The sequence below is a fragment of the Pseudomonas sp. PVC-3-1 genome, assembly GCF_057444315.1.
In genome coordinates this window covers 2,203,785-2,227,458 of record NZ_CM172023.1, presented here as the reverse complement: position 1 = coordinate 2,227,458, position 23,674 = coordinate 2,203,785, and the positions used below count along the sequence as shown (strand labels likewise).

The 23,674-nt window shown below is 65.4% G+C and carries 22 protein-coding genes; 9 read left to right on the top strand and 13 right to left on the bottom strand.

Annotated elements, in window-relative coordinates; translation table 11 throughout:
• The first annotated feature begins 48 nt into the window (after positions 1-48).
• The gene (cysZ, locus tag AC2T4A_RS10320; protein WP_486743230.1) at positions 49-789 is read left to right on the top strand and encodes a sulfate transporter CysZ; all 741 of its coding nucleotides are present in this window, start codon (positions 49-51) and stop codon (positions 787-789) included.
• 83 nt (positions 790-872) lie between these two features.
• Positions 873-2,069 (top strand): glycosyltransferase family 4 protein, encoded by a 1,197-nt coding sequence (locus AC2T4A_RS10315; protein WP_486743229.1) that lies wholly within the window; start codon positions 873-875, stop codon positions 2,067-2,069.
• Between the two features lie 3 nt (positions 2,070-2,072).
• Here the strand turns inward: AC2T4A_RS10315 and AC2T4A_RS10310 are convergent, their stop codons facing one another.
• From AC2T4A_RS10310 to AC2T4A_RS10295, 4 genes are all read right to left on the bottom strand, one after another.
• Positions 2,073-3,032, bottom strand: a complete 960-nt coding sequence (locus AC2T4A_RS10310; RefSeq protein WP_416744733.1) for a DegV family protein — start codon at positions 3,030-3,032, stop codon at positions 2,073-2,075.
• A gap of 322 nt (positions 3,033-3,354) precedes the next feature.
• Complete coding sequence (locus AC2T4A_RS10305) at positions 3,355-4,467, bottom strand: NADH:flavin oxidoreductase (RefSeq protein WP_478377842.1); 1,113 nt, start codon at positions 4,465-4,467, stop codon at positions 3,355-3,357.
• Positions 4,468-4,547: 80 nt separating this feature from the next.
• The gene (locus tag AC2T4A_RS10300) at positions 4,548-5,138 is read right to left on the bottom strand and encodes a TetR/AcrR family transcriptional regulator (RefSeq protein WP_416744735.1); all 591 of its coding nucleotides are present in this window, start codon (positions 5,136-5,138) and stop codon (positions 4,548-4,550) included.
• A gap of 74 nt (positions 5,139-5,212) precedes the next feature.
• Positions 5,213-6,103 (bottom strand): LysR substrate-binding domain-containing protein, encoded by an 891-nt coding sequence (locus AC2T4A_RS10295; protein ID WP_486743228.1) that lies wholly within the window; start codon positions 6,101-6,103, stop codon positions 5,213-5,215.
• 107 nt (positions 6,104-6,210) lie between these two features.
• On the opposite strand from AC2T4A_RS10295, the gene AC2T4A_RS10290 reads away from it, so the two are divergent.
• Positions 6,211-6,618, top strand: a complete 408-nt coding sequence (locus AC2T4A_RS10290; protein WP_486743227.1) for a tautomerase family protein — start codon at positions 6,211-6,213, stop codon at positions 6,616-6,618.
• Here AC2T4A_RS10290 and AC2T4A_RS10285 read toward each other — a convergent pair.
• The 3 genes from AC2T4A_RS10285 to AC2T4A_RS10275 form a co-directional block, all read right to left on the bottom strand.
• Positions 6,605-7,345, bottom strand: coding sequence for a nitroreductase family protein (locus tag AC2T4A_RS10285; RefSeq protein ID WP_416744738.1), 741 nt, complete (start codon positions 7,343-7,345; stop codon positions 6,605-6,607). The two genes, AC2T4A_RS10290 and AC2T4A_RS10285, sit on opposite strands and share 14 nt — an antisense overlap.
• A 113-nt stretch (positions 7,346-7,458) precedes the next feature.
• The gene (locus AC2T4A_RS10280) at positions 7,459-7,944 is read right to left on the bottom strand and encodes a glutathione peroxidase (RefSeq protein WP_416744739.1); all 486 of its coding nucleotides are present in this window, start codon (positions 7,942-7,944) and stop codon (positions 7,459-7,461) included.
• Positions 7,945-8,161: 217 nt separating this feature from the next.
• Positions 8,162-8,647 carry an FKBP-type peptidyl-prolyl cis-trans isomerase gene (locus tag AC2T4A_RS10275; RefSeq protein ID WP_017519102.1) on the bottom strand — a complete coding sequence of 162 codons (486 nt, stop codon included), beginning with the start codon at positions 8,645-8,647 and terminating at the stop codon, positions 8,162-8,164.
• On the opposite strand from AC2T4A_RS10275, the gene AC2T4A_RS10270 reads away from it, so the two are divergent.
• From AC2T4A_RS10270 to AC2T4A_RS10255, 4 genes are all read left to right on the top strand, one after another.
• Positions 8,616-8,948 carry a DUF3565 domain-containing protein gene (locus AC2T4A_RS10270; RefSeq protein WP_416744740.1) on the top strand — a complete coding sequence of 111 codons (333 nt, stop codon included), beginning with the start codon at positions 8,616-8,618 and terminating at the stop codon, positions 8,946-8,948. The two genes, AC2T4A_RS10275 and AC2T4A_RS10270, sit on opposite strands and share 32 nt — an antisense overlap.
• A 2-nt stretch (positions 8,949-8,950) precedes the next feature.
• Positions 8,951-10,141, top strand: a complete 1,191-nt coding sequence (locus AC2T4A_RS10265) for an acetate kinase (protein ID WP_486743226.1) — start codon at positions 8,951-8,953, stop codon at positions 10,139-10,141.
• Between the two features lie 61 nt (positions 10,142-10,202).
• Positions 10,203-12,329 carry a phosphate acetyltransferase gene (pta, locus tag AC2T4A_RS10260; protein ID WP_486743225.1) on the top strand — a complete coding sequence of 709 codons (2,127 nt, stop codon included), beginning with the start codon at positions 10,203-10,205 and terminating at the stop codon, positions 12,327-12,329.
• An 82-nt stretch (positions 12,330-12,411) separates the two neighbouring features.
• Entirely contained in the window at positions 12,412-13,326 is a 915-nt protein-coding gene (locus AC2T4A_RS10255) for a 1-acylglycerol-3-phosphate O-acyltransferase, YihG family (protein ID WP_416744743.1), read from the top strand.
• 155 nt (positions 13,327-13,481) lie between these two features.
• Here AC2T4A_RS10255 and AC2T4A_RS10250 read toward each other — a convergent pair whose 3' ends face one another.
• The 3 genes from AC2T4A_RS10250 to AC2T4A_RS10240 all read right to left on the bottom strand — a co-directional run bounded on the left by AC2T4A_RS10250 (position 13,482) and on the right by AC2T4A_RS10240 (position 16,026).
• Complete coding sequence (locus AC2T4A_RS10250; protein ID WP_017519107.1) at positions 13,482-14,195, bottom strand: YiaD family glycine zipper/OmpA-like lipoprotein; 714 nt, start codon at positions 14,193-14,195, stop codon at positions 13,482-13,484.
• Between the two features lie 84 nt (positions 14,196-14,279).
• Entirely contained in the window at positions 14,280-14,921 is a 642-nt protein-coding gene (locus AC2T4A_RS10245; RefSeq protein WP_486743224.1) for an MBL fold metallo-hydrolase, read from the bottom strand.
• A gap of 85 nt (positions 14,922-15,006) precedes the next feature.
• Positions 15,007-16,026, bottom strand: a complete 1,020-nt coding sequence (locus tag AC2T4A_RS10240; protein ID WP_486743223.1) for an AraC family transcriptional regulator — start codon at positions 16,024-16,026, stop codon at positions 15,007-15,009.
• Between the two features lie 121 nt (positions 16,027-16,147).
• Between AC2T4A_RS10240 and AC2T4A_RS10235 the strand changes: the two genes are divergently transcribed.
• A complete protein-coding gene (locus AC2T4A_RS10235; RefSeq protein WP_416744957.1) occupies positions 16,148-16,987 on the top strand; it encodes a metal-dependent hydrolase in 840 nt (279 codons plus the stop codon).
• A 211-nt stretch (positions 16,988-17,198) separates the two neighbouring features.
• On the opposite strand, the gene AC2T4A_RS10230 is transcribed toward AC2T4A_RS10235, so the two are convergent.
• Positions 17,199-18,137 (bottom strand): alpha/beta fold hydrolase, encoded by a 939-nt coding sequence (locus AC2T4A_RS10230; RefSeq protein ID WP_478377848.1) that lies wholly within the window; start codon positions 18,135-18,137, stop codon positions 17,199-17,201.
• A 162-nt stretch (positions 18,138-18,299) separates the two neighbouring features.
• Here AC2T4A_RS10230 and AC2T4A_RS10225 point away from each other — a divergent pair, with 162 nt between their 5' ends.
• Entirely contained in the window at positions 18,300-19,172 is an 873-nt protein-coding gene (locus AC2T4A_RS10225; protein WP_416744747.1) for a hypothetical protein, read from the top strand.
• Between the two features lie 175 nt (positions 19,173-19,347).
• Here AC2T4A_RS10225 and AC2T4A_RS10220 read toward each other — a convergent pair whose 3' ends face one another.
• Together AC2T4A_RS10220 and AC2T4A_RS10215 are read right to left on the bottom strand one after the other, a co-directional pair.
• Positions 19,348-22,074 carry a winged helix-turn-helix domain-containing protein gene (locus AC2T4A_RS10220; RefSeq protein ID WP_486743222.1) on the bottom strand — a complete coding sequence of 909 codons (2,727 nt, stop codon included), beginning with the start codon at positions 22,072-22,074 and terminating at the stop codon, positions 19,348-19,350.
• A gap of 232 nt (positions 22,075-22,306) precedes the next feature.
• The gene (locus AC2T4A_RS10215) at positions 22,307-23,674 is read right to left on the bottom strand and encodes a DUF1329 domain-containing protein (protein ID WP_416744749.1); all 1,368 of its coding nucleotides are present in this window, start codon (positions 23,672-23,674) and stop codon (positions 22,307-22,309) included.

Here is a 23,674-nt window from a genome sequence, read left to right as displayed (position 1 = left end):
TTCGCCGGGTCTGCTAAGGTCGCCAACGGTTCACACCTGGAGATGCCAATGTCCACCCTGAGCGGCCCGCAATACCTCAGCGAAGGCCTGAAACTGATGATGCGCCCCGGCCTGCGGCTGTTCGTCCTGCTGCCCCTGAGCATCAACATCCTGCTATTCGTCGGCCTGATCGGCTTTGCCATCAACCAGTTCAGCCAGTGGGTCGACTGGCTGATGCCGACCCTGCCGGACTGGCTGAGTTTCCTGCAGTTCATCCTCTGGCCACTATTCGTGGCGCTGGTGCTGCTGATCGTGTTCTTCACCTTCACCATGATCGCCAACATCATCGCCGCGCCCTTCAACGGCTTCCTGGCGGAGAAGGTCGAGGTGGTGGTGCGCGGCACCGACGACTTCCCCGAGTTCAGCTGGGGCGAATTGATGGCCATGGTGCCGCGCACCATCGGCCGCGAGCTGCGCAAGCTCGGCTACTTCCTGCCGCGTGCCATCGCGCTGTTCATTCTCAGCCTGATCCCCGGCCTGAACCTGATCGCCGCGCCGCTCTGGCTGATTTTCGGCGTGTGGATGATGGCCGTGCAGTACATCGACTACCCGGCGGACAACCACAAGCTGGGCTGGAACGAGATGCTCGCCTGGCTGCGCAGCAAGCGCTGGGCTTGCATGGGTTTTGGCGGCATCACCTACCTGGCGCTGCTGATCCCGGTGGTCAACCTGGTCGCCATGCCAGCCGCCGTGGCCGGCGCGGTGCTGTTCTGGGTGCGTGAAGGCGGCGAGAAGGCGCTGGTGAAGTAACCGGCTCCCGCTCCTCGGCGGCTGTCACCTATCGATCATCGCATTGTCATCGGCGCGCCACCGCGCGCCGGGACACTGCGAGCATGACCACGACTCCCCTGCGCATCGCGCTGATCAGCGAAACCTTTCCGCCGGAAATCAACGGCGTCGCCAACACCCTTGGCCGGCTGGCCTCGGGGCTGTTGCGCCTCGGGCACCAGATCCAGGTCGTGCGCCCGCGCCAGCAGGGCGATGAAGGCCGTCACAGCGACGGCGAACTCCTGCTCACCCGCGGCTGGCCGCTGCCAGGCTATCCCGGCCTGCAATGGGGTCAGTCGTGCCTGCACAAGCTGCTGCGCCACTGGAATCGCTTCCGCCCGGATGTGCTCTACATCGCCACCGAAGGTCCGCTCGGCCTCGCCGCCCTGCGCGCCGCGCGGCGTCTGCGGATTCCGGTGATCAGCGGCTTCCATACCAATTTCCAGCAGTACAGCGCGCACTACGGCTTCGGCCCGCTGATGCGCCTGGTCACGCTGTACCTGCGCTGGTTCCACAACCGCACCCAGCAGACCCTGGTGCCCAGCGCCAGCCAGTCCATGGAGTTGCAGCGACGCGGCTTCGAACGCCTGGCGCAGCTTTCGCGCGGCGTCGACAGCCAATTGTTCAACCCTGTCCGGCGCGATGAAGCGCTGCGCCGCGAATGGGGCCTGAGCGAGCGTGATATCGCCGTACTGCACGTCGGCCGGCTGGCGGCGGAGAAGAATCTCTCGCTGCTGGGCAGCAGCTTCCGCGCCCTGTGTGCAGCGCATCCGCAACTCAAGCTGCGGCTGGTGATAGTCGGCGACGGCCCGCAGCGCGCGCACTTGCAGAAGGACCTGCCCGAAGCGGTGTTCTGCGGCCTGCAACGCGGCGAGGAACTGGCCCGGCGCTACGCCAGCGGCGACCTGTTTCTCTTCCCAAGCCTGTCGGAAACCTTCGGCAACGTGGTGCTGGAAGCGCTGGCCTCAGGGCTGGCGGTGGTGGCCTTCGACCAGGCGGCCGCCGGCCAGCACATCCGCCACGGACACAATGGCGTGCTGGGCGTACCGGGAGAGGAGCAGAGCTTCTTCGAGGCCGCGAGCTGGCTGCTGGAAGACCCGGAGCGGTTGCGCCGGGTGCGTCTCAACGCCCGTCACCACGCCATCCATCAGGCGTGGGACACGGTGGTGGAGCGTTTCGAAGGATATCTGCAGGAAGCCTGCCGCGCAGGCCTGCCGGGGAAGAATCCCGGCAGCCTGGGCCACCCTGAAGCTCACAAGTAGCGGTCAGGCGAAGGGCTTGGGCTCTGCAGCGAAGGACAGGCTCATGGCACCAGCGCCGAGGTTGATGCCGCCGGTGGGGCTGAGCATCGCCAGGTGCACCTGCACGCCCTTGGCCTGGCAGGCCGCTTCCAGCGCGGCGAAACCGGGCAGGTCACGCAGGGCGGTGGGATCGCCGGCATAGCTCAGGCACATCTGCGGCGCCAGCAACTCGCCCGCCTCGACCCGCGCGCGGGCAAAGTTGAGCAGACGCTCAGCGGATTTTTCGTAGTTCGGCGACACCGAAACCGGCTTGTCCTCGCCCTGCACCAGGCTCAGAACCGGCTTCATGTCCAGCATCGAACCCAGGCCGAGGAAGGCACCGCGCAGACGATCGCCGATGCTGCTGCGGTCGCCCTTCTGGAAGCCACGGCGGCGGATGTGCCCCAGGTCGCTGGCGACCAGGAAGGTGTTCATCTGCTGGCTGAGCTGTTCAAGGCGGGTGCGCACAGCGTTGGGGTGCTGGTCTTCGCCGAGCAGGCGCACGCCTTCGGCGGCCAGCACGGCGAGGCCGGCGAACACCGTCTGGCTGTCGATCACCCGCAGCGCGAACGGCCCGGCAATACCGGCGGCGGCGCGACGCTCCTTGTAGCTCTGCAGCAGGCTGAAGGAAGCCTGGGTGGCGTGCTCGAAGATCGGACTGCGCTGGCTGGTCACAGTCAGACAGATCACGTAGTCGAAATCGGTGACCAGCTGCTCCAGGAACCAGTCGTGGGTCTGCGCCGGCGTCAGCGGTTCGCTGCCATCCTCGGGGCCGACCTTGGGCAGGTCCTGGGAATAGAACTTGAGGGTAGTGTCGGGGTCGCGGTCATCGACGATGCGACGCTCACCCACACGGATACCGATGGGCAGCACGCGAATATTGTTGGCAGCAAGGAATTCGGGGGGAAGGTCGCAGGTTGCATCGACTACCAAGCCGATCCGCATGACTTACTCCTATGGCCGTCTCCCGGCCTATTGTTGTGTGAACGCGTTCATACTCTGCCCGTTTCGGACTGGGAAGTCAGCATGCGGAAAGGTGGGTCTCGGAAAAGATTTGTAAACGCCTAGGACGGGGCTTTCAGAGCATTCACGCAATCAATGATTCGCCATAACCGGCGCAAACCTTGTAGGAGCGAGCTTGCTCGCGAACGGGTTCCGCCGGGGACTCGGTTCGCGAGCAAGAACCGGACGTCGCCCTCGATCCTACGAAAAGCAAAAAGCCCCTGGCACCGTCGATGCCAGGGGCTTTTTCACATCAGGTCGCGAATCAGGCCAGCGACATCAGCGCATCACGGCTGAAGGGCTTGATGTCCGCCAGGCGGCCGTCACGCACTTTCACCGCCCAGTCCGGGTCGACCAGCAGGGCTCGGCCGACGGCCACCAGGTCGAACTCTTCCTTGTTCAGGCGCTCCAGCAGTCCATCGATGCCGGACGGCTGGGCGACTTCCTCGGTGTTGCCGAAGAAGGCCAGGAACTCGCTGCCATCCAGGCCGACGTTACCGACAGTGATGGTCGGCTTGCCGGTCAGCTGGCGGGTCCAGCCGGCCAGGTTGAGGTCGGAGCCTTCGAATTCCGGAATCCAGAAGCGGCGGGTGGAGCAGTGGAAGATGTCCACGCCGGCATCCGACAGCGGCTTGAGGAAGGCTTCCAGCTCTTCGGCGGTCTGCACCAGGCGGGCGCTGTAGTCCTGCTGCTTCCACTGGGAGAAGCGGAAGATGATCGGGTAGTCCGGGCCGACCGCGGCGCGCACGGCCTGGATCAGCTCGATGGCGAAGCGCGAACGGTTGGCCAGGCTGCCACCGTATTCGTCGGTGCGCTTGTTGCTGCCGTCCCAGAAGAACTGGTCGATCAGGTAGCCGTGGGCGCCGTGGATTTCCACGCCGTCCATGCCGATGGACTGGGCGTCGACGGCGGCCTGGGCGAAGGCGGCGATGACTTCCTGGATGTCCTGCTTGGTCATCTCATGGACCAGCACGGTACCGTCCTTTTCCTTGCCGCTGGGGCCATAGCCCGGAACGCTGGCGTCCGGCTCGGTGCCCAGGCGGCGCACGGCGCCGACGTGCCACAGCTGCGGGACGATCTTGCCGCCTTCGGCGTGCACGGCGTCGACCACCTGCTTCCAGCCGGCCAGGGCATCTTCACCATGGAAGCGCGGCACGTTCGGGTAGCCATTGGCGGCCTTGTGGTTGACCGTGGTGCCTTCGGTGACGATCAGGCCGACACCGGCGGCGGCGCGGCGACGGTAGTACTCGACCACCTGGGCGTGGGGTACGCCGCCCGGGGTGAAGTTGCGGGTCATCGGCGCCATCACGATACGCGTGGGCAGTTCCAGGCCGCCCAGGCGGAAGGGTGAGAACAGGGTGTCTACGGATGCAGTCATTGCAGTCTCCATGACGACCAGGCGACCGGTCGTCTCACTTTTTATGAAGGGCTGAAAAGGGTTGGGATGACTCAGGCAGATCAGGCCTGAAGCAAATGCTCCAGACGTTCGATAAAGCGTTCCACGGGCTTGAGCGAGGCGCTGACCTTCATCCGCGCCAACACGCCCTGCCAGGCATTGCCGATAAATTCGGCCAGGGATTCGGCGTCTTCCGCTGCCGGCAGTTCACCCGCACGCTGGGCGTCGGCCAGGCAGTCGCGCAGGGTATCGATGGACTGCTGGAGGATACCGTCGACCCGTTCGGCGATGGCTGGCGACAGCTCGGCCATCTCGAAGCTCAGGCTGCCGATGAAGCAGTGGTATTCGAGCTTCTCCTGGCGGGCGAAGTGCGCCAGGAGCTCGCGGTAATAGGTAAGGATACGTGCGCGCGGGCCCAGTGCCGGGTTGCTCAGCGCCTCGGCGTAGCGCGCCAGGCGCGGTGCGTACAGATGCTCCAGGGCCTGCAGGGCGAAATCTTCCTTGCTCTCGAAGTAGTGATAGAAGGAGCCCTTGGGAATGCCGGCGGCCTGGACGATGTCCTGCACGCCGGTGCCGTGGTAGCCGCTGCGGGTCATCGCCAGGGAGCCCTTGGCGAGGATCAGGTCGCGTTTGTCGAGTCGGATACTGTTCATGGGCGCAAGAATATGACCGGTCGTCTCGCTTTTTCCAGCACCATTGATCGCAGTGATTTTCCCTCAGAAACGGATCAGCGAATCGCCGGGCTTTCCAGCAGCTCCGCGACGCCCTCCTGCAGCAACTCACGCAGGCGCTCCACCACCGCTTCCGGCTCGGCCTCGCTGCGATGCAGGCACAGCCCCAACGGCGCCATGGTCGGCAGCCCGGCGCGCTGGGCATCCAGCCGTTGAACGCTGGCCGGCAAACCGATAGGCGTGCGCAGGCCGACACCCAGCCCTGCGCCAACCGCCGCCCAGATGCCGGACAGCCCGGCACTGGTGAACGCTACACGCCAGGCAATGCCGGCCCGATCCAGCGCCGCGGTAGCCGCGCTGCGCAGCAGGCACGGCGCCTCCAGCATCACCAGCGGCAAGGGGGCCGCGCCGGGGGGCGGGAGTGCTTCCGGCGCACCGATCCAGCATTGCGCCACCGCCCCGACGCGTTCCATGTGCGGCGTACGCTCGCCGGTTTCCCAGGCCAGCGCCAGATCCAGCTCACCATTGCGCACGCCTTCAATGAGCTGTTGATTGCGCGCCGTGCGCACCTCGATACGGACTTTCGGATGGGCGCGGGCAAAACGCGCCAGCACCGCGGGCAACAGGGTTTCACCAAAGTCTTCCTGCAAACCCAGGCGCACCCGACCTTCCAGGGAACCGCCGCGCAAGGCGCCGGCTGCTTCGTCGTTCAACTCCAGCAGGCGGCGAGCGTAGGCCAGCAGGGTCTCACCCGCCTCGGTCAGCGCCATGCCGCGTCCTTCACGGCGCAGCACCGGCGTGCCGGCCTGTTCTTCCAGCTTCTTCAACTGCGCGCTAACGGCAGAAGTCGAACGCCCCAGGCGATCCGCGGCGCGGGCGAAGCTGCCCAGCTCGATGCCGGTGACGAAGGTGCGCAGCACGTCCAGGTCGAAGTTGATGCGGGCCATGGCAACCATCCTGAATAATCGAACTATCGATCAAATATTTCCCGATTTTCAGAATTAACTTGCCGGGCTAGCCTGAACTCGTCAATCACTCACCGAGGAACGGCGCCATGCCTACCGTCCGCATCTCCCTGCTCAAGGGCAAGCAAGCCGAGTACCTGCGCGAGCTCGCCGACACCGTCTACGACGCCATGCACGAGGCCTTCAACGTGCCGGAGGGCGACCAGTTCGTGATGATCCACCAGCACGAGGCAGAAGAATTCGTCTTCAACCGCCACTACCTGGGCGGGCCGCGCAGCGACGACTTCGTGCTGATCGCCATCACCATCGGCCGCCCGCGCGACGCCCAGACCAAGCAGGCGTTCTACCGCCGCTTGAACGCGCGACTGGGTGAACGCCTGGGCATCGCCAGCGAGGATGTCATGGTGCAGATCACCACCAGCGAGGCCGATGACTGGTCCTTCGGCGGCGGGCGCATGGGCGTGCTGACGCGGCCCGATGCGCTCAGTGCCAACTGACGCGCTGCTCCAGCGGAAAGCGCAGGCGCGGGTTGTAGACGCCGTTGTCGGCAGCCCGCCCTACCGCCAGCAGCATGATCGGCACGGCACGGCGGGGAATCTCCAGCACCTTGCGCAACTGCACTTCGTCGAAGCCCTCAAGGGGACAGGTGGCGTAGCCGTGGCTCTGTAGCGCGAGCATCAGGTTCTGCGCCGCCAGCGCGGTGGACTTCACCGCCCACAGACGCATCTCGGCATGACTGTTGGGCTGGCGCATCAGCGCACGGCGCAGTCCGACCACGCTGTAGAGGACGCGCTTGAACAGACCACGCAGGCCGAAGACGCCCTGGTTGTACTGGAAGGGTGCGGTGCGCTCGTAGAAGTGCCGGACCTTCTCCGGCACCTGGGGCTCGGGCCATTGATCGAGGATGGCCGCACAGGACTCGCGCCAGGTATCCGGGCGCGCCAGCACAGCGATCAGCACCGGCGCGGTGCGCGCCGCGTTCTGCCCCAGGCACACCGGCACCAATCGGCGCCGCAGCTCGGCATCGCGAATCACCTGGAAGCTCCACGGCTGCAGATTGCAGGCATTGGGGGCAAGCACCGCCTGTTCCAGGCTGTCGCGCAGAACGCTGTCAGGCACTGGCTCATCGAGAAAACGGCGTATCGCGCGGCGCTGTTCGATCAGCGCGCGCAGGGCATCGGGTGTGGCCGGCAGACAGGCGGACTCGGCGGCGAAACGGCTCATGGCGGGCTCCGGAAACAAGTCACCCGATTAAGCCGCCGCTCCCCGCGCGGAACAAGACAGAGGGGAGAAATGCCGGCGGGATTGGCGTATGCGCCCTCTCCCGCCGGGGAGGATCAGGCGCCCAGCGCCTTCTCGATTGCATGGATCAACGCCGGATCATCCGGCGTAGTGCGCGGGCTGAAGCGGGCCAGCACGCGGCCATCCGGGCCGAGTAGGAATTTCTCGAAGTTCCAGGTGATGTCGCCGGGAAACTCGGCGCCCTCGCCCGCCAGCAGGCGGTACAGCGGATGGCGCTCGGAGCCGTTGACCTCGAGCTTGCCCGACATGGGGAAGCTGACCCCATAGTTCAGCGAGCAGAACGACTGGATCTCGGATTCGCTGCCCGGCTCCTGCCCGGCGAACTGGTTGCACGGCAGGCCCAGTACCACGAACCCTTGATCCTTGTATTGCTGGTAGAGGTTTTCCAGAGCGGCGTACTGCGGAGTCAGGCCGCACTTCGAGGCGACGTTGACCACCAGCACGACCTTGCCCTTGAGCGGGGCCAGCGGCAGATCCTGGCCGTCTAGACCATGCAGCGTCAGATCGTGAAAAGCGCTCATTGCTTGCTCCTTGAAGAAGTAGGCACGAAGTGCCCGCGCAGGGAGCGGACAACCTGTCCGTCGTGCTGCGCAATCCCAGTCGATGCGGGAAAAATGCCCTGGCCTTGTTGCAGTAGATCAGGTCGCATGAGAAAGGCGCCCGAAGGCGCCTTTCCCGATTGAGCGTAGCAGCTCAATGATGGCTTCACCCGGTCGCTGACCGACCGGGCGACAGCGATCAGTGGTGGTGACCACCTTCGCCATGGACGTGGCCATGGGCGACTTCTTCAGCCGAAGCGTCGCGAATGTCGACCACTTTCACCTTGAAGTTCAGGCGCTGGCCGGCCAGCGGGTGGTTGCCGTCGACGATCACGTCATCACCTTCGATGTCGCGGATGGTGACGATCTGCATGCCGCCGTCCGGAGCGGAAGCGTGGAACTGCATGCCGACTTCCAGCTCGTCCACGCCTTCGAACATTTCACGGGTCAGGGTAGCAACCAGCTCGGCGCTATATTCGCCGTAGGCATCGGCCGGCTCGACGGTCACGTCCAGCTCGTCACCAACCTGCTTGCCTTCCAGGGCCTTTTCCAGGCCGCCGATGATGTTGTGGGCACCGTGCAGGTAGACCAGCGGAGCGCCGCCAGCGGAGCTGTCGATGACCTCACCCGCGTCGTTGGTCAGGGTATAGTCGATGGAAACCGCCTTGTTGGCCGCGATCTGCATGGTTCGAAACCTATCTGATATAGAAGTTGAGCGCGTAAGTTTACGCGGCGACGCCCCCGAATGCGACCCGAAGACGGACGGACGGGATGACGCTGCCCCGCCGCGCCTGCTTGACTTTCATCAGGACGAAGACGGCCACTGGGTGGCAGTCTTGTCCTGCGGCCACACCCAGCACCTGCGCCACCAGCCGCCCTGGCAGTCGCGGCCCTGGGTGCTGGACCCGCAGCAGCGCATGGCGCAGATTGGCCGCTGGTTCCCCTGCGGCTGGTGCGCCAGGCAATCCGACAGCAACAAGGAGTAGGCATGCCGGCTCGCAATATCCTGGTGATCAACTGCGGCAGTTCGTCGATCAAGTTCGCTCTGGTTCGAGAAGGGCGCGAAGACTTCATTCTCCACGGCCTGGCCGAGCGCCTCGGCTCCAATGGCGCCAGCCTGCGCTGGCAGGGCGAGGCCGACGAGCAGCCACAAACCCTGGAGCTCCCCGGCGGTGACCACAAGGCCGCCCTCGCCCGCCTGCTGCCGCTGGTGGCCCAGGCTGCGCAGGGCGAGCTGCACGCCATCGGTCACCGCGTGGTGCACGGCGGCGAGCGCTTCACCCAGGCCTCGCGCCTGACCGACGAAGTGCTCAGTGCCATCCGCGAGACCTCCCCGCTGGCGCCGCTGCACAACCCGGCGAACCTGGTGGGCATCGACGCCGCCATGGCGCTCTACCCGAACCTGCCGCACATCGCGGTGTTCGACACCGCCTTCCACCAGAGCCTGCCCGAGCGCGCCTACCGCTACGCCATCCCCGAGCCGCTGTACCGCGAGCAGCACGTGCGCCGCTACGGCTTCCACGGCACCAGCCACCGCTACGTCAGCCACAAGGCGGCGGAGATGAGTGGGCTGGCAGTGGGCGACAGCTACTGGCTGTCCGCGCACCTGGGCAACGGCAGCTCCACCTGCGCCATCGCCAACGGACAGAGCCGCGACACCAGCATGGGCCTGACCCCTCTGGAAGGCCTGATGATGGGCACCCGCTCGGGCGACGTCGACCCGAACCTGCACAGCCACCTGGCGCGCACCCTGGGCTGGAGCCTGGAGAAGATCGACCACATGCTCAACCACGACAGCGGCCTGCTCGGCCTGTCGGGGCTGTCCAACGACATGCGCACCCTGGAGCACGCCCGCGAGCAGGGCCACGCCAATGCGGCGCTGGCCATCGAAGTATTCTGTTACCGATTGGCCAAGTCCCTGGCCTCGCTGACCTGTGCGCTGCCGCGCCTGGACGGCATCATCTTCACCGGTGGCATCGGCGAGAACTCCGCGCTGGTGCGCAACCTCACGGTCAAGCACCTGCACGTGCTCAACCTCGAACTCGACGGCGAAGCCAATGCCCGCTGCGTGCGCGGCGTCGGCGGGCCGATCCACCTGCCGGGCCACCCTCGCGTGCTGGTGATCCCGACCAACGAGGAGAAGCAGATCGCACTCGACACCCTGGCAGTGCTCGACTGAAGATTCATCGGTTGCGCCCCACAAGGGCACAAACCACTCCCGTACGGCTTAAGGAGCCCGGATGCACACCTTCTTCCTCGCACCGACCGGTTTCGGTGTCGGCCTGACGTCCACCAGCCTGGGCCTGATCCGCGCCCTGCAACGCGCCGGCCTGAAAGTCGGCTTCTTCAAGCCTATCGCCCAGCCCCACGCCGGGGATGATGGCCCGGAACGCTCCAGCGAACTGGTCGCACGCACCCACGGCCTCAACGCGCCCACTCCGCTGTCGCTGACCAAGGTCGAGCGCATGCTGGGCGACGGCCTGCTCGACGAACTGCTTGAAGACATCGTCGGCATGTACAACAGCGTCGCCGTGGACAAGGACGTGATGATCGTCGAGGGCATGGTGCCGACCAGGCACGCCAGCTATGCCGCGCGTATCAACGCGCACCTGGCACGCAGCGTGGACGCCGAAGTGATCCTCGTCTCTGCGCCGGACAACGAGACGGTGGGCGAGCTGTCCGACCGCATCGAGATTCTTGCCCAACTGTTCGGCGGCCCGCGCGACCCGCACCTGGCCGGCCTGATCGTGAACAAGGTGCGTGGCGGCGAGAGCGACGACATGCCGCGTGATGCCGAAGAAGCCGCACGGCTGTTCGGCGAACGCCTGAAGGAACACTCCCCGCTGCTGCGCGACGGCGATGTGCGCCTGCTCGGCTGCATCCCCTGGCAGGACGAGATGAATGCCCCGCGCACCCGCGACGTGGCCGACCTACTGGACGCCAGTGTGCTCAACGCCGGCGACTACGAACAACGCCGCGTGCAGAAGATCATCCTCTGCGCGCCCTCGGCACCGAACACCGTGCACCTGCTCAAGCCTGGCGTGCTGGTGGTAGTGCCGGGCGACCGCGACGACATCATCCTTGCCGCCTGCCTCGCCGCCATGAACGGTGTGCCGCTGGCCGGCCTGCTGCTGTGCTCGGGCCTGACGCCGGACGCGCGGATCATGGAGCTGTGCCGCAGCGCGCTGCAGAGCGGCCTGCCGGTGCTGACGGTGAAGACCGGTTCCTTCGATACCGCCGGCGACCTGTCGCGGATGAACAAGGAAATCCCGGTGGACGACCGCGAGCGCGCCGAGCGCGTCACCGAGTTCGTCGCCGAGCACATCGACTTCGAATGGCTGAAGCAGCGCTGCGGCTCCCCCCATGAACTGCGTCTGTCGCCGCCCGTGTTCCGCTACCAGCTGACCCAGCGCGCCAACCGTGCCGGCAAGCGTATCGTCCTGCCCGAAGGCAGCGAGCCGCGCACCGTGCAGGCCGCCGCCATCTGCCACGCCCGCGGCATCGCCCGCTGTGTGCTGCTGGCCAAGCCCGACGACGTGCAGGCCGTGGCGCAGATGCTGGGCATCGTCCTGCCCGAGGACCTGGAAGTGGTCGACCCGGACCTGGTGCGCAGCCGCTACGTCGAGCCCATGGTCGAGCTGCGCAAGGGCAAGAGCCTGAACGCGCCGATGGCCGAGCAGCAACTGGAGGACAACGTGGTGCTGGGCACCATGATGCTCGCCCTCGACGAAGTAGACGGGCTGGTCTCCGGCGCCATCCACACTACCGCCAACACCATCCGCCCGGCGCTCCAACTGATCAAGACCGCGCCCGGCTACAACCTGGTGTCCTCGGTGTTCTTCATGCTGCTGCCCGACCAGGTGGTGGTCTATGGCGACTGCGCGGTGAATCCCGATCCTTCGGCCAGTGACCTGGCGGAGATCGCCCTGCAGAGTGCCGCCTCGGCGCAGGCCTTCGGCATCACCCCGCGGGTGGCGATGATCAGTTACTCCACCGGCGAGTCGGGAACCGGCGCAGATGTCGAGAAAGTCCGCGAAGCTACGCGCATCGCGCGGGAAAAACGCCCCGATCTGTTGATTGACGGCCCCTTGCAGTATGATGCCGCCGCCATTGCCAGCGTGGGTCGTCTGAAGGCCCCCGAGAGCCAGGTGGCAGGACGCGCCAACGTGTTCGTGTTCCCCGATCTGAACACCGGGAACACCACCTACAAGGCGGTCCAGCGCAGTGCCGACTGCGTCAGCATCGGGCCGATGCTGCAGGGCCTGCGCAAACCGGTGAACGACCTGTCACGCGGCGCGCTGGTGGACGACATCGTCTACACCATCGCACTGACGGCGATCCAGGCGGACAGCGGCAAGGACGGCTGATACCCCAAGGCACGAGGGATGTGCCCACGAACGCATCACGCGCCCGGCCGACCGGGCGCCTACGTACAAGGACCATTCCTCGATGTTGAGTTTCCTTCCGCACACCCTGCGCGGCATCCTCGCCACTCTGATTCTGGTGGTGAGCACCCTGTGCTGGTGCATTCCACTGCTGAGCATGTCGATCATCAAGCTGCTGCTGCCTTTCCGTGCAGCCCAGTTGGCGCTCAGCAAGGTCATGAGCGTGATCGCCGAAAGCTGGATCACCTGCAACAAGGGCTGGATGAACCTGGTCCGCAACACCAGCTGGAACGTGCAGGGCCTGCAGAACCTGGAGTACGACCACTCGTACCTGGTAACCAGCAATCACCAGAGCTGGGTCGACATCCTCGTGCTGCAGTACCAGCTCAACCGCCGCATCCCGCTGCTGCGCTTCTTCCTCAAGCAGGAGCTGATCTGGGTGCCGGTCATCGGTCTGTGCTGGTGGGCGCTCGATTTCCCCTTCATGAAGCGCTACACCAAGGCCTACCTGGCCAAGCACCCGGAAAAGAAAGGCAAGGACCTGGAAACCACCCGCAAGGCGTGCGCCAAGTTCAGCCGCATTCCGGTAGCGATCTTCAACTTCCTCGAAGGCACCCGCTTCACCCAGGCCAAGCATGACGAGCAGAACTCCCAGTTCCAGCACCTGCTCAAGCCCAAGGCCGGCGGCATCGCCTTCGTGCTCGACGCCATGGGCGAACAGCTGCGCACCCTGGTCAACGTCACCATCCATTACCCTGACGGTCGCCCGACCTTCTGGTGCCTGCTCTCCGGCCGCCTGCGTGCGGTGGTGGTGCGCTTCGAGGAAATGGAAATCCCCCGCCAGTTCGTCGGCAAGAGCTACGACCAGGACGAGGGCTACCGCGCCGAATTCCAGCTGTGGGTGAACCAGCTGTGGGAGCGCAAGGACCAGTTGCTGACCCAACTGCACCGCGAATTTCCCGCTGCAGCCAAAGCGTGAGCCAGCTTTTGTAGGAGCGAGCTTGCTCGCGAACCGCCCAACGCCGAGCGATTCCCGTTCGCGAGCAAGCTCGCTCCTACAGGTTCAGCCAAGCGCCCCACGAGGTGCCGCAACGAAAAAGCCCGCCAATCGGCGGGCTTTTTCATGGGCGGGGCTTACTGCTGGTACTGCTGGGTTTGTGCGCCCGGCAGCGCCTTCAGGTTCACTTCCACGCGGCGGTTCTGCGCGCGGCCGTTGGCGTCGGCGTTGGAGGCAATCGGCTGGTCCGGCCCCATGCCGCGGGTGCTGACGCGAGTGCCATCGACACCCTGAGAAGTCAGGTAGGTCGCGACCGACTGCGCCCGGCGCTGGGACAGGTCCATGTTGTGCTGGCGGCTGCCGGTGCTGTCGGTGTAGCCGACGATCTCGATGCTGTTCTGGTTGAACTCCTTGAAGGAGTTGGCCAGGTTGTTCAGCGGGGTGTAGAACGACGGCGCGATGTTCGCCGAATCGGTGGCGAAGGTGATGTTGCCCGGCATGATCAGCTTGATGTCGTCACCCTGGCGCTCGACCTGCACGCCGGTGCCCTGCATCTGCTGGCGCAGCTTGGCTTCCTGCTTGTCGGCGTAGTAGCCGTAGCCGGCGGCGGCGGCACCGATGGCGGCAGCGCCGATCATTGCGCCCTTGCCACGGTTGTCGTGGTTGATCGCAGCACCGGCGACGGCACCGGCCAGTGCACCCAGCGCACCGTACTTGGCGGTCTTGCTCATGCCGCCCTCGGCCGGCGGAGCCTGGGTATTGGGGTCATAGGGGTTCTGGGAGGCGCAACCGGCCATGAGGGCAAAGGCGGTGGCAGCCGCGACCATGGACAGACTACGTGCGGTGAACATGTCGGATGACTCCTCGAATAGCGAAACACCCATTATCGGGCGGCAGATTAGAGCTTAGGTCGTGCAAATAATTCCGTAGCAACCTTAAGCGCGGATGAAGGGGTTCTCCCGCATCTCGTCGCCCAGGCAGGTATCCGGGCCGTGACCTGTGACCACGGTCGCCTCTTCGTCCAGCGAATACAGGCGATCGCGGATCGAGCGCTCGATGGTGGCATAGTCGCCGCCCCACAGGTCGGTACGGCCAATGCTGCGGCGGAACAGCGTATCGCCGGCGATCAGCAGCTTGTCCTGGGGGAACCAGAAGCTCATCGAGCCGGGCGTATGCCCCGGTGTATGCAGCGCCACGCCACAGCCGCAGGCCAGTTCCTCGTCGTCGGCCAGCCACTGGTCGGGGGAAGGCACCGGGGTATAGGGCACACCGAACATACGGCACTGCATTTCCAGGTTGTCCCAGAGGAACTGGTCGTCCTTGTGCAGGTGCAGGGTCGCGCCAGTCCTTTCCTTCATCTGCCCGGAGGCGAGGAAGTGATCCAGGTGCGCGTGGGTGTGGATGATGCTGACCACCTTCAGCCCCAGCGCATCGAGGCGCTGCAGGATGAGTTCGTGGTCGCCGCCCGGGTCGACGACGATGGCCTTCTTCGTCAGCGGGTCGCCGATGATGGTGCAGTTGCACTGCAAGGGGCCGACGGGGAAGGTTTCGCGGATCAGGGCAGGCTGTTCGCTCATCGAAGACTCGCTGGGTTGCGGAAGAACACGGCGGGTATTTTCGCCGATTCCGCCGCGCCCTGGCGAGTCGTACCGGCTCGAGGATTCAGTCGCCCTGGCGGTAGTCGGTGGGCAGCTTGCCAGTCCACTTGCGGAACGCCCGGCGGAAGTTCGACGGGTCGTTGAAGCCCAGCAGCAGCGCGATCTCGTAGAGCGGCAGGTGGGTCGTGGTGAGGTATTGAAGGGCCAAGCGCTTGCGCACATCGTCGAGCACCTCCTGGTAGGTGGTGCCCAGGTTCGAAAGATGTCGACGCAGACTGCGGCCGCTGGTGTGCAGGTCGGCTGCGACGCCCTCCAGGTCGGGGAACTCGCCGGGGCGCGCCAGCAGCAAGCGGCGAATGCGCGTCAGCAGGCCTTCCTGCACGTCCAGCGTGGCCAGCAGCGCCTCGCACTGCTGCTCGCACATCTGCACCGTGGCCGGGTTGGCCAGCGCCATGGGCCGCGTCAGGTATTCGCTGGGCAAGCCGATGAAGTGGAACGGCTGGTCGAACAGCACCTCGCCGCCGAACACTTCGGCGTAACGGTCCGCGTAGTCTGGCTCGGCGTAGGCGAAACCGACGCTGACGCCCTGCAGCGGTTCGCCCACCAGGAAGCGCGCGATGGTGTGCAGGCTGGTCATCAGGCCTTCGGCGGCGAAGCGGCTGGTGGGGCCCAGGGGAATCGACTCGCTGGCGCGCAGGTACGAGACGCCGTGGTCTTCCACCATCTCCAGGTCGTAGGCCAGCCCGAGCACTCGGTAGTACTTCAGGGCAAAGGCAATGGCGCGTTCGAGGTTGGCGCTGGAAAGCACCGCATAACCGAGGATGCCGTGGGTGGAGACATTCAGCCGCTGCCCCAGCAACAGGCCGAAGGCCGGCTCGTTGCAGTGCGCCAGGGCGGCGCTGGAGAGCTGGTGGAAGTCAACGAAGGACAGCCGGCCGTTGGGGCTCTGCAGCACTTCGGAGCGCACGCGGGCGAGCTCGAACAAACGCGTGCGCGGCACGCCCAGTTCTTCGGCGAGGTCCAGGAGTGCCTGCGCATAGGCGACGGGCACCAGTTCGGCGGTGAAATTGAGCGGTTGTTTCATGGTTTTTCTTATAGTGACCGCTGGCCGGATATGACCGGAAAGTTGGCAGACAATAACCTTGTGACGCTTTCCCTACAAGCCCAGAGTACTGACCATGGATAACCACAACACTGGAGCCGCCATGGCCAGCACCACCCCTGCAGGACTGGAGATCAAGCCCCGGCACATGGACTTCGATCTGCCCGATCCGCTGCCGCGTCACTGGCACGGCGGAGACGCCTTCAAGTCCCATCTGTTCGACGCCATGTCGGTGCTCTTCCCCGACGGCGAGCGCTTCTTCATCGACTCGGTGCGACAGTTCCGCGACCAGATCACCGACCCGGTGCTCAAGGAACAGATCCGCGGCTTCATTGGCCAGGAAGGCCACCACAGCCGTGAGCACCTGACCTATAGCCAGCGCCTGCGCGACCTGGGCTATGACGTCACCGCCATCGAAAAGCGCGCCCAGGCGCGCATCCGCTTCACCCAGAAGAAATTCCCAGCCCGCCGCCAACTCGCCGCAACCGCCGCGCTGGAACACATCACCGCGATCATGGCCAACGGGCTGCTGACCGACCCGCGCACCATGGAAGGCGCCGACCCGGTGATGCAGCGCCTGTGGCGCTGGCATGCGCTGGAGGAAACCGAGCACAAGGCAGTGGCCTTCGACGTTTACAACCAGGTCTGCGGTAGCCGCAAGCTGCTGCGTCGGGCGATGCGCATGGCGACCTTCTTCTTCGTGCTGGATACCTTCCGCGGCCTGGTGCACATGCTCAAGGTGGATGGCCTGCTGTGGAACTGGCGCGTCTGGCGCGACGGCATCAAGTGGACCTGGGGCAAGCACGGCGTGTTCCGCCCGCTGCTGCGCGAATACCTGGACTTCTTCAAGTCCGACTTCCACCCGTGGCAGCACAACAATCTCGATGTGCTGTACGAGGTGCGCAAGGAGTACGACCCGCAGCCGATGGCCCACGCCGGCTGATCCGCCTTTCGCTCCGAACACCGCCCCGCCTAGTCGGGGCGGTTTCGTTTGCGGACGCAGAGTCCCCTGTAGGAGCGAGCTTGCTCGCGAAGGTCTTTGCTCGGCTGGCGAGCCTGGGGCTCATGCGGTTCGCGAGCAAGCTCGCTCCTACAAAAAGCAGCTCGCGAAAAAGCCCGGCACTGGGCCGGGCTTTTCAAGGACTGATCAACAGTCAGGCATGCAGGAAACGCAACGCATCCGCCGCCGACTCCTCGGGGATTTCCTCCATCGGGATATGCCCCACGCCCGGATACACCTTTACTTCGATCCCCGGTACATCACGCTGCCACATCGGCACATGGCGCGGCGAAATCCAGCGGTCGCGCTCACCCCACATCAGCATCGTCGGCACCTTCAGCGCAGCAACGCGGTTGGGGGTGGTGGGCAGTTCCTCGCGGTTGGCCTTCACCAGCACGCGGAAGATGTCGATCATCGCGCGGCGGTTACCCGGCCGGCGGCTGATGTCGTAGTAACGGTCGATCACACCCGGCTTGATCTTGCGCGCATCGCCGTAGACTTCCTTGATGCCCTGGGCGACCAGTGCGCGCGGCATCCACATCGGCATCATGATGCCGGCACCCGGCAGCACCGCGCTGGCGATCATCAGCGGGACCTTCTGCATGTAGTAGCCGGCCGGGTCGATCAGGATCAGCCGCTCGACGCGGTGGGCATTGGCCAGCGCGTAGTTCCAGGCGATGTAGCCGCCCAGGGAGTTACCGGCGATGGAGACATGCTTGAGGTCCAGGCGGTCGAGGAACATGCCGAACACTTTCACCAGACGCTCGCCGTCGTACTCGCGGTCCTGGCCGCCGCCAGTGAGGCCGAAGCCGGGCACGTCGAGGCGAACGATGCGGAAGTGCTGGGACAGTTCAGCAACCCAACCGTCCCAGGTGTGCAGCGAAGCCATCACGCCGTGGACCATGACCAGCACCGGCTTGTCCGGGCTGCCTTCGTCACGGTAATGAATGTCGAAGCCGTCGACATGGATGAACTTCGAGCCGGACTCGGGCGAGGCGTAACGCGCTTTCAGCGCGGCCAGCGGCAGCGGGCCGAAGCCATAGCGGGCCAGGCCCTCGGCCAGCGGCGGTTGCACAGACAATGTGGCGGTCATGGACGAGTGACTCCCGTGCTTGTTGTTCTAAAACCCAATCACACCACAGCGCCCACGCTGCCGCGCCCAACCTAGGTAGTGTCGAGACCCGTCACGGGATGACGCAGGCCGCGCACCCCGCTAACCTAGCGCGACCCGCCCTCGCGCAAGGAAAGCCCGTTCGTGCCGATCCTGACTCGCCGTTCGCTGTGGCCGCTGGCCGTGCTGTTGCTGCTCCTGTGCCGCCCTGCCCTGTCCGCCGACCTGTATTACCTGGGCCAGAAGATTCCCGACATCCAGCGCAACTGGACCAGCGCCGACTACCAGGTGCTGATCGACGCGCTGAAGAAGATCGACGAGACCCAGGTCAACGGCCTGCCCCGGCGCAGCGGCGAGTTCACCGGGCCGATCTACCAGCGCATGGTCAGCGAGGAAAATTTCCGCCCGCAGCTGAACATCTACGCGCCGCTGGAGCTGCGGCAGAACGAGGCGCGCGAGGTGCTGTTCAAGCTCAAGGAGCTGATGCGCCTGTACTTCAACTTCCGCGCCGCCAAGCAGCCTTATGGCGCCGAGGCGCTGGGCCTGATGAGCTACTCGCTGCGCGAACAGGCGATCCTGTTCAACCTGACGGTGGAGTTCTGGATGACCCTGGCGCAGAGCGAGCAGCGCAATCCGGTGCGCCTGCAGGGCATGCAGGAAGCCAAGGCCGCCGCCTCGATGCTCACCAGCAGTGCGCTGGACTACCTGGGCCTGACCGCCCAGTTCGACCGCCAGGACCTGGTGCTCTACAGCGCCGAGCTGGCCAAGCAGTTGCCCGAACTCTTCATCCACCTGCCGCCGGAAGTGCGCGTGCAACTGCTGATGCGCGTGGATGAACTGGCGCAGAAGCATGCCTACCCGGAAGTGCGCGAGAACATGCGTGATCTGCTGCCGGTGCTGCAGGCAATCCAGGCGGATGTGCAGAAGCAGCTGGCGCCACCGACCAAGGGGCAGCCGGCGCCGAAAGGGCTGGACCTGAGTGCGCCGGTGGAGGGCGAGAAGAAGAAGGGGATGTGAGTCTGGCACCAGCGGTGGCGGCTTGCTGCGCCGGAGCCCTGCTCCTGCTCGAACCGGCCTAGGTAGGAGCGGACTCCGTCCGCGATCGCTTGCCACCGCTGTGCAGTCTCGGGCCAATCGCGGACAGAGTCCGCTCCTACACCAGCCGTTGACGTCGGAAGGCTCGGCCAGCGCCCTAGCGCAACAACCCCATCTCCTTCGCCCGCGCCACCGCCTGGGTGCGGCGCTCGACGCCGAGTTTGTCATTGATGTGCCGGGCATGGCTCTTTACGGTATGCAGGGAGATGAACAGGCGCTCGCTGATTTCCTGGTTCGAGCAGCCCTGGGCTATCAGCTCCAGCACCGCCAGCTCGCGCCCGCTCAGGCAGTCGCTGGGCACCGCGCTACGTTCCGGCAGCGTCGGCAGGCGTTCGCGCAGGGCGTCGATGGCCGGCGAGGAAGCCCGCACGGCCAGTTGCTCGCGCAGCCATTCCGGATGCTGCAGCAGCACGTCATGCAACGGAACCAGCAGGCCGACGGCCAGGCCGTTCAGGCACTCGCCCAGCTCAAAGGACGCCTCGCGCTCGCGGCCGTCCTGCAAGAGCAAGGCAACCAACTGCCCCTGGGCAAAGCGCGCCTGCAACTGCGCACCACCTTGCAGGGCGCCGCTGGCCACAGTTCGCAGGCGCGCCTCAGCTTCAGCCATGCGGCCCTCGCGGCGCTCCAGTTGGGACTGGAGCATTTCCACGTGGCGCGGCAGCTGCGGCGAACACTCCGGCGGTGTGGCCGGTTCGTCGCCAGTGTAAGTGTCGCGCAGGCGCTCGAGCCAGGCGGTGGCCAGTTCGACCTGGCCCTGGCCGAGCCAGAGTTCGCATTTGATCAGGGTGATAGCCGACAGGTAGTAGACCGGCGGCACGTCCCACACATGCATCATCCGCTCGACTTCGGCGAGCTGGGCGAAGGCGCGGGTGAAGTTGCCCAGCCGCCCTTCCAGGCTGGCCAGCACGCAGAAGCCGATCACCAGGCTGATGTCGCGGCAGGCGCGGGCCTCCTCGATGCCGGCCTTGAGGTATTTGCGCGCCTCCTCCGGCTGCAGCGCGAGGCTGCGCAGGTAGCCCTGGTAAAGCATCAACCGGCCACGCACCGCATAGCGGCGCTGGGAGGACAGACCAGAGAGCCGCGCCAGGCCCTGGCGCACTTCTTCCTCGGCACGCAGCACTTCGCCGCGCGCCTGCAGAACGCGGGCACGGTCGTAATGCACCATGGCCTCGAACAGCGGATTGCCGAAGCGCTGCGCCAGTTCCAGGGCTTCGCGATTGAGCTCGCGGGCGCGCCAGAGATCATCCCGCACGATAGCCAGGTTGCTCAGGGTCGACAGGCACAGCAGGCGCGGGCCGAAGCGCTCCGGACCAAGGCCCTGCATGGATTCCTCGCAGTGCCGCTCGGCCGCTTCGATCTCGCCGCGGCCACGGGCGATCACGCCCGCCAGCGCTTGCCATTGCGCGAGCAGGTCGCGCTGGGTGGTGACATCGGCGGCGGGCAGGAAGCGTGACAGTTGCGCCGCCAACTCCTCGGCCGCATCCAGCTGGCAGGCCAACGCCAGCGCCCAGCTGTACAACACGATCAGGCGCGGGGTGCTGGCCAGCAGGCTGTCGGGCAGGTCCATCTTCCAGCGCAGCAGCGTGGCGACGTTCTGCTCGGCCAGCAGTTGCTCCTCGGACAGGCTCTGCACCAGGCTCGCCGCCACCTCCGGGTGACCTGCGCGCAGGGCTTGCTCCACCGCGTCATCGAACAGCCCCTGGGCGCTGAACCAGCGGCACGCGCGCAGGTGCAACGCCGCCGTCGAAGGCCCGGAACCAGGCAGCGGACGCGCCAGCAACAGATCGGAGAACAAGTGATGGTAGCGGAACCACTGACCGTGCTCGTCCAGCGGCACCAGGAACACCTGGTGCTGCTGCAGGTGGCGCAGGATCGAAGCGCTGTCGTACGCATCGCGCAGCGCATCGCACAATTCGGCGGAGAAGCGCTCGAAGCGCGCGGTCTGGGCCAGGAATACCTGGACCTCCGGCGACTGCTTGTCGATTACTTCTTCCAATAGATAGTCGCGGATCAGTTCCTCGGCGCCATGCACGGACAGGTCCGGCACGTTGGCCGCCAGTTCGTCACCATGGGCCAACAGCCACAGGCGCAGCCCGGCAATCCAGCCTTCGCTGCGCTCGACCAGGTTGTCGAGGGCGTTGTCGTCGAGTTGCGCGCCGTTGGTGCTGACCAGCTGCGCGGTTTCCTCGACGGTCAGGCGCAGGTCCTGCTCGGTGAACTCCAGCAACTGCCGCGACAGACGCAGGCGCGCCAGGTGCCAGTCCGGTCGCTGGCGGCTGGTGACCAGCACGACCAGGCCGGCGGGCTGGTGATTGAGGAGGAACTGCAGACAGCGGTCGAGTACCGCACCCTGGGCCAGGTGGTAGTCGTCCAGCACCAGCAGTAGCGGGCGGTCGACGGACAGATTGTCCACCAGCTCATCGAGCAGGTCGTCGAGCCAGGCTTCGAAGGCGAAGGGCTGGTGGCGCTGGCGCATCTTCAGCAGGGCCAGGGCTTCATCACCGAGCGTAGGAAAGTGCAGGCGCAGCCCCTCGAGCAGGCGTTCGAGGAATCGCCCGGGGTCGCTATCCCTTGCACTGAGCCCCAGCCACAGACTGCGCCATTGGCTTCCCAGCGTCTGACAGAATTCGATGGCCAGTGAGCTCTTGCCGAATCCAGCCGGTGCAGACACCAGTATCAGCCGTCCCTCCAGCCCTGCTGCCATGCGCTGGCACAGACGCGAACGGGCGACGTGGCCATGCGGCAGCGGCGGCCGGAAGAAACGGCTGCCGGCCGTGCTGGAGGGAACATCGGTCAGTCTTGGCAGAGTCGAGAAGTCGGTCATTGGCCTGGCTCTTGCTCTAGCTCTTATAGCTATCGACGAAGGTCACACTGTGGACGGAGCCTAGCCGCTCGCGGTCGGGAATAGAAGTCGATTTTGTTACCTTTGCTCACAACATGACCAGAAGGCGTCTTGCATTCCCTCCTCCATTCATCCGACAGATGATCCCCCATAAAAAAACCGGCCCGAAGGCCGGTCTTTTTTCACCGCGGAACCACCCGTGGGGATCGGGGGATCAGCGCACGCCTTCCTGGCGAAGCGCTGCCGGGGTGAAGTCGCTTTCAGAAGCGCTGTAGTTGAAGTCGTAGGCGGATTTCTCCTCGTTCTTCAGACCCAGCACCAGGTAGCGACCCGACAGCAGGTCATACAGGGTTTCCGCGGTGTACCACGGTACCTGGTAGTTGTAGTAGTACTGGTTGAACGCCTCGGCTACGCGCCACAGGGTGCCACGACCGTCGTAGTGGTCGATCTCCACGGCCTGCCAGGTGTCCTCGTCGATGAAGAAGTCACGCTTGGCGTAGATGTGCCGCTCGCCCGGCTTCAGGGTGGCGGTCACGTGCCACACACGGTGCAGCTCGTAACGGGCCAGGTCCTGGTTCAGGTGGCCAGGCTTGATGATGTCCGAGTACTTCAGCTTCGGATCATCCATCTTGTAGTTGTTGTACGGGATGTACAGTTCCTGCTTGCCCACCAGTTTCCAGTCGTAGCGGTCCGGCGCACCGTTGTACATGTCCAGGTTGTCGGAAGTACGCAGGCCGTCGGCGGCGGTACCCGGGCCGTCGTAGGACACCTGCGGAGCACGGCGCACGCGGCGCTGACCGGCGTTGTAGAGCCACGCCAGGCGCGGTTCCTTCACCTGGTCGAGGGTCTCGTGCACCAGCAGCACGTTACCGGCCAAGCGTGCCGGAGCGGTGACGCGTTGCTTGAAGTAGAACAGCACGTTGCTCGGCTTGCTGGCGTCGTAATCCTTCAGGTCGGTGCGGAAGACGAATTCGTCCTGGAAGTAGACCAGCGAGTAGGAACCGTTGACCTGCGGCGTGGCCTGGGTCACCAGACGACGTACGTGGCCGCCACGGTAGCGGGTGATGTGGTTCCAGATGACTTCCAGACCGTCCTTCGGAATCGGGAAGGGGTTGGCTACCTGGAAGTTCTCCAGGCCGTTGCCGCCCTGCAGCAGCTTGGTGCTGGTGGCGTTCTTCTTGGTCGCTTCCAGCACGTTCTCCGGCACGGTGGCGGTACGGTGCGTGGTATAGACCGGCATCTTGTAGGTGTCGGGGTAGCGCTTGAACATCGCCTGCTGGCCGGGGGTCAGCTTGGACTTGTACTGGTCCATGTTCTGCGCGGTGATGGTGAACAACGGCTTCTCGCTGGCGAATGGATCGCTGAGGAAGCCCTTGCTGTCGGCGGTGCCGGCGTTCTTGGGCAGGCCACCGGTCCAGGCCGGGATGGAGCCATCGGCGTTGCCGGCCTTTTCCGCGCCCATCGGAGTCAGGGTGGAGCCGAGCTTGGCCGCTTCATCGGCAGAGACAGCCGCCATCACCTGGGAGGCGATGAGGCTGAGCGCCAGGGCGCTCGTGTGCAGCAGGATCTTTGTTGTTCTCAT

Coding starts and splice junctions, on each gene's coding strand:
- cysZ (WP_486743230.1), top strand. CDS start 49: ATGTCCACCCTGAGCGGCCCGCAATACCTCAGCGAAGGCCTGAAACTG.
- AC2T4A_RS10315 (WP_486743229.1), top strand. CDS start 873: ATGACCACGACTCCCCTGCGCATCGCGCTGATCAGCGAAACCTTTCCG.
- AC2T4A_RS10310 (WP_416744733.1), bottom strand. CDS start 3,032: ATGCGGATCGGCTTGGTAGTCGATGCAACCTGCGACCTTCCCCCCGAA.
- AC2T4A_RS10305 (WP_478377842.1), bottom strand. CDS start 4,467: ATGACTGCATCCGTAGACACCCTGTTCTCACCCTTCCGCCTGGGCGGC.
- AC2T4A_RS10300 (WP_416744735.1), bottom strand. CDS start 5,138: ATGAACAGTATCCGACTCGACAAACGCGACCTGATCCTCGCCAAGGGC.
- AC2T4A_RS10295 (WP_486743228.1), bottom strand. CDS start 6,103: ATGGCCCGCATCAACTTCGACCTGGACGTGCTGCGCACCTTCGTCACC.
- AC2T4A_RS10290 (WP_486743227.1), top strand. CDS start 6,211: ATGCCTACCGTCCGCATCTCCCTGCTCAAGGGCAAGCAAGCCGAGTAC.
- AC2T4A_RS10285 (WP_416744738.1), bottom strand. CDS start 7,345: ATGAGCCGTTTCGCCGCCGAGTCCGCCTGTCTGCCGGCCACACCCGAT.
- AC2T4A_RS10280 (WP_416744739.1), bottom strand. CDS start 7,944: ATGAGCGCTTTTCACGATCTGACGCTGCATGGTCTAGACGGCCAGGAT.
- AC2T4A_RS10270 (WP_416744740.1), top strand. CDS start 8,616: ATGGAAACCGCCTTGTTGGCCGCGATCTGCATGGTTCGAAACCTATCT.
- AC2T4A_RS10275 (WP_017519102.1), bottom strand. CDS start 8,647: ATGCAGATCGCGGCCAACAAGGCGGTTTCCATCGACTATACCCTGACC.
- AC2T4A_RS10265 (WP_486743226.1), top strand. CDS start 8,951: ATGCCGGCTCGCAATATCCTGGTGATCAACTGCGGCAGTTCGTCGATC.
- pta (WP_486743225.1), top strand. CDS start 10,203: ATGCACACCTTCTTCCTCGCACCGACCGGTTTCGGTGTCGGCCTGACG.
- AC2T4A_RS10255 (WP_416744743.1), top strand. CDS start 12,412: ATGTTGAGTTTCCTTCCGCACACCCTGCGCGGCATCCTCGCCACTCTG.
- AC2T4A_RS10250 (WP_017519107.1), bottom strand. CDS start 14,195: ATGTTCACCGCACGTAGTCTGTCCATGGTCGCGGCTGCCACCGCCTTT.
- AC2T4A_RS10245 (WP_486743224.1), bottom strand. CDS start 14,921: ATGAGCGAACAGCCTGCCCTGATCCGCGAAACCTTCCCCGTCGGCCCC.
- AC2T4A_RS10240 (WP_486743223.1), bottom strand. CDS start 16,026: ATGAAACAACCGCTCAATTTCACCGCCGAACTGGTGCCCGTCGCCTAT.
- AC2T4A_RS10235 (WP_416744957.1), top strand. CDS start 16,148: ATGGCCAGCACCACCCCTGCAGGACTGGAGATCAAGCCCCGGCACATG.
- AC2T4A_RS10230 (WP_478377848.1), bottom strand. CDS start 18,137: ATGACCGCCACATTGTCTGTGCAACCGCCGCTGGCCGAGGGCCTGGCC.
- AC2T4A_RS10220 (WP_486743222.1), bottom strand. CDS start 22,074: ATGACCGACTTCTCGACTCTGCCAAGACTGACCGATGTTCCCTCCAGC.
- AC2T4A_RS10215 (WP_416744749.1), bottom strand. CDS start 23,674: ATGAGAACAACAAAGATCCTGCTGCACACGAGCGCCCTGGCGCTCAGC.